The organism is Nocardia sp. NPDC004582 (assembly GCF_053602115.1).
Genome location: NZ_JBSGCY010000250.1, coordinates 1 through 4,693, shown reverse-complemented (window position 1 = coordinate 4,693; position 4,693 = coordinate 1). Strand labels below are relative to the sequence as shown.

Below are 4,693 nucleotides of genomic sequence, written 5' to 3'. Positions count from 1 at the left end.
GCCGCCGCGGCGGCCGGGCGGCAACGGCTCCGGGGGCGGCAAGGGCGGCGGCAAGGGCGCGCCCCGCAAGACCTCCATCTGGCGGATCCTCCGCCGGACCATCTACGTGGGCATGGCACTGGTGCTGGGCCTGGGCAGCACGGTCTTCCTGTACGCCTATTCGACGGTGAACGTGCCGCAGCCCGGCGACCTGAAGAACAATCAGGTGGCCACCATCTACCTGGCCGACGGCAACTCGGTGCTGGCGAAGATCATTCCGCCGGAGGGCAACCGGACCGACGTGACGATCGACCAGATCCCGCCGCACGTCCGCAACGCGGTCATCGCGGCCGAGGACCGGTCGTTCTACACCAATCCGGGCTTCTCGATCCAGGGCTTCGGCCGCGCGTTCGTCGGTCAGCTGACCGGCAATTCGAGCGCCGGTGGTGGTTCGACGATCACGCAGCAGTACGTGAAGAACGCGATGGTCGGCAACGAGCACTCGCTCACCCGAAAACTGCGTGAGCTGGTGATCTCGGCGAAGATGGCCAAGCAGTGGTCCAAGGACCAGATCCTGGCGGCCTACCTGAACACCATCTACTTCGGCCGCGGCGCGTACGGCATCGACGCGGCGTCCAAGGCGTACTTCAACAAGCCGGTGCAGGATCTGAGCGTGGCCGAGGGCGCGGTGCTGGCGGCCACCATTCAGCAGCCGTCGAACCTGGATCCGGAGAAGAACCCGCAGGGTGCCCAGACCCGCTGGAAGTACGTGCTGGACGGCATGGTCGACGGCGGCAACCTGCCCGCCGCGGACCGCGCGAACATGCAGTACCCGGCGGTGATCTCGGCCGCGGAGGCGCAGCACGACAAGACCCTGGACTCGGGCCCCGAGGGCCTGATCAAGACCCAGGTGCTCAAGGAGCTGGAGGCCGCGGGCATCTCGGAGCACGACCTGAACACCCAGGGTCTGCAGATCACCACCACGATCGACCAGAAGGCCCAGGACGCCGCCGTCAACGCGGTGAACAAGGTGATGGACGGCGAGCCGGAGAAGCTGAAGGCCGCGGTGGTGTCGGTGGATCCCAAGACCGGTGCGGTGCGCGCCTACTACGGCGGTTCCGACGGCCAGGGCTTCGACTTCGCGAATGCCGGTCTGCAGCCGGGCTCCTCGTTCAAGGTGTTCGGTCTGGCCGAGAACCTGGAGCTGGGCAAGCCGCTCTCGACCATGTACGACAGCTCCTCGCCGTTCAAGGTCAATGGCATCGAGATCCACAATGTGGCCGACGAGAACTGCGGCATGTGCACCATCGCCGAGGCCACCAAGCGGTCCTACAACACCAGCTTCTATCGGATGATGCTGGACATGCCGGGCAACGGCCCGCAGAAGATCGCCGACATGGCGCACCGGCTCGGCATCCCCGCGAGCGTCGACGGCATCGGCAAGACGCTGGTGGAGCCGGACGGCTCGTCGCCGAACAACGGTATCGTGCTGGGCCAGTACAACGTTCGCGTGCTGGACATGGCCTCGGCGTACGCCACGCTGGCCGCGTCGGGCATGTACCACGCGCCGCACTTCGTGACCAAGGTGGTCGCCTCCGACGGCACCGTGCTGATGGACCGCGGCGACGTGGCCGGTGAGCGCAAGGTCTCGGCGGCGGTGGCCGACAACGTCACCGACGCGATGAAGCCGATCGCGCAGTACTCGAACAAGCATCAGCTCGCCGGTGACCGGCAGTCGGCGTCCAAGACCGGTACCGCCCAGCTGGGCGACACCATCGAGAACAAGGACGCCTGGATGGTCGGCTACACGCCGTCGCTGTCCACCGCCGTGTGGATCGGCACGGCCGCCGGAAACGAGAAGCTGCGCAACGCCAATGGCGGCATGATCTACGGTTCGGGCCTGCCGTCGGACATCTGGAAGTCGACCATGGACGGCGCGCTCAAGGGCACGACGAACGAGTCCTTCCCGAAGCCCGGCAATATCGGCAGCTCGCAGGGTGGTGTGCCGTCCTGGTCGGCGCCGTACACCGCGCCCTCGACCACCGAGGCGCCGCTGCCCCCGGTGGTCACCACCAGCCAGATGCCGATCCTGCCCGGGTTCTCCATCCCGATCCCGGGTCTGGCGCCGAATCCGCAGAACCAGCGGCAGCAGACCCAGCCCGAGCCCACCCAGGAACAGCAGGGCGGCGGCACCGGTCCGATGTCCGGGCAACCGGTCGCGCCCGCGGACGGGGGCTCACCGACCACGGCTCCGAACAGCGGTGGCGGGACCGGCAACGGCAATGGGCGGCCGAATCGGTAGCCTGCTGGCGTGATCGAGCAGCAACTGGCGCACCGGTCGGCCGCCACGGGCGGACCGGCCGGCGCGGCGCCGGAGCCGGGGGAGGCAGCAGGAGTGGAACAGGCTCGCGCGCAGCGTGATACGCCGGTCGGCTACGAGTCCCCGGCGCCGCTGGCGGCCGATCTGCGGTCGGCCGACGACCGGGACAAGCCCAGCCGCACCGACACCCTGACCGCTCAGCTGTGTGATCCGCTGGGCGGCCCGGTGGGCGACCACGCGGTGATCGGCCGGGTCCGCTTCTGGACTCCGATGCGGGTGCTGATGGCCTTCGCGGTGCTGTTCCTGGCCTTCGGCTGGTTCGGCAAGGCGGGCTGCATCCAGCAGCGCCCGGACGCCTCGGGCGTGATGGGCCTGGATTGGAACAACGGCCGCCAGTACCTGGCCATGTGCTACTCGGACACGGTGCCGCTGTACGGCGCCGAGCATCTCAACGAGGGCGCGTTCCCGTACAAGAAGCAGTGGGTCGAGTTCAGCGACGGCAAGGCGCAGGTCCGCTACATGGAGTACCCGGTGCTGTCCGGGATGTACCAGTACATCTCCATGGGAATCGCCAAGGCGTGGAAGGTTTCTCCGCTGCCGGGCAGCGGCGCGCTGGAGGTGGTCATCTACTTCAACGTGGTGGCCATCGGCCTGGCGTTGGCCTGGCTGGTGACCATCTGGGCGACCGCGCTGTCGGCCGGGCGGCGGATCTGGGATGCCGCGCTGGTGGCGCTCTCACCGCTGGTGGCGGTGCACGCGTTCACGAACTTCGATTTGCTGGCAACGGCTTTCGCGGCGGGCGGGCTGCTGGCCTGGGGCCGCCGCCGCCCGGTGCTGGCGGGCATCCTGCTGGGTCTGGGCGGGGCGGCGAAGCTGTATCCGCTGCTGCTGTTGGGCCCCATCCTGATCCTGTGCGCCCGCGCCGAACGACGCGGTGAGGGCGACGCGGAGTGGGGCGGCATGCGGCCGATGCGCGCCGCGGGCGCGGCGATGGCGTCGGCGGCGATCACCTGGCTGGCGGTGAACGCGCCGATCGCGGCGCTGTACCCGAACGGCTGGTGGGAGTTCTTCCGGCTCAACACCGAACGGCACGCGGACCCGGATTCGATCTACAACGTGATCACCTCGTTCACCGGCTGGGCCGGATTCGACGGGGTGCTCGGTGCGCAGGAAGCGCCGACCGTGCTGAACGCGGTGTCGCTGCTGCTGTTCATCGCGGCGTGCGCGGGCATCGGCTGGATCGGGCTGACCGCCGCGCGGCGGCCGCGGCTGGCGCAGCTGGCCTTCCTGGTGGTGGCGGCGTTCCTGCTGACCAACAAGGTGTGGAGCCCGCAGTATTCGATCTGGCTGGTGCCGCTGGCGGTGCTGGCGCTGCCGCACCGGCGAATCCTGTTGGCGTGGATGACGATCGACGCCCTGGTGTGGGTGCCGCGCATGTACTACTACCTGGGCCCGGATCACAAGGGCCTGCCCGAGCAGTGGTTCACCGGCACCGTGGTGGTGCGCGATCTGGCGGTGATCGCGTTGTGCGTGCTGGTGATCCGCCAGATCTACCGTCCCGCCGAGGATCCGGTGCGCCGCGACGGCGCCGACGATCCGGGCGGCGGTGTGCTCGACCGGGTCCCGGATCCCCGGGATCCGTGGCTGCCGTCCTGGTTGTGGCCGCGCCGGCCGGAACCCGTGCCCTGAGCCATCACTCAGGGCCGGGACCGGTTCCCCGGCTCAGAGGAAGCGGGCCAGCTGCGGTACCGCCTCGCCCGGGTGCTTGGCCTGGAAGCCCTCGCCGAGGGCCTGGAACTTCCAGTCCGCGCCCGGGGCCGGGCGGAACATCTTGCCCATGGCCATGCCGGTGAACGGCATGCCGCCGGTGAGGGTGAAGCGCGCCATCTCGGCATTGGTGGCGCTGTCCACCAGGCGGCAGTAGGCGTTCGCGAGCTGTTCGAAGGTGTGGCCCTTGTAGGAGGTCACAATGAACAGCAAGGTGGTGACCGACGGCGAGATGCGCAACAGGTCGACGCTGATCTCCTCGTCGTCGCCCTCGCCCTCGCCGGTCAGATTGTCGCCCTGGTGGCGGATCGACCCGTCCTTGGAGGTGAGGCTGCCGTAGTACACGACGTCCACCGGGCCGTTGCCGGCGAACATCACCACCGAGGCGTCGAGATCCACGTCCACGGCCTTGTTGCCGAAGATGCCGCCGCGCTTGACCGGATCCCAGCCCAGGCCCATCTTCACGTAACTCAGTGCGCCGCCGCCCTCTTTGCGCAGGTTGATGCGTTGTCCCTTGACCAGGCTGACGGCGTGGCCGCCGCTGGGCAGATCGCGATCGGCCTGCGGCGCGGGCGGCGGAGGCGGGTAGCCGCCGGTGGGCTGGCCCTGCGGGGGCGGCGGGAAGCC

At 69.1% G+C, this 4,693-nt stretch carries 3 protein-coding genes; 2 read left to right on the top strand and 1 reads right to left on the bottom strand.

From position 1 onward, the window contains the following. On the top strand, nucleotides 1-2,281 hold a 2,281-nt coding region (locus ACWELJ_RS33355), incomplete at its 5' end, for a transglycosylase domain-containing protein (protein ID WP_452370053.1). Nucleotides 2,282-2,374: 93 nt separating this feature from the next. Further along, on the top strand, nucleotides 2,375-3,988 hold the full coding sequence (locus ACWELJ_RS33350) for a glycosyltransferase family 87 protein (RefSeq protein ID WP_452370054.1): 1,614 nt from the start codon (nucleotides 2,375-2,377) through the stop codon (nucleotides 3,986-3,988). 33 nt (nucleotides 3,989-4,021) lie between these two features. On the opposite strand, the gene ACWELJ_RS33345 is transcribed toward ACWELJ_RS33350, so the two are convergent. Continuing rightward, on the bottom strand, nucleotides 4,022-4,693 hold a 672-nt coding region (locus ACWELJ_RS33345; RefSeq protein WP_452370052.1), incomplete at its 5' end, for a TerD family protein.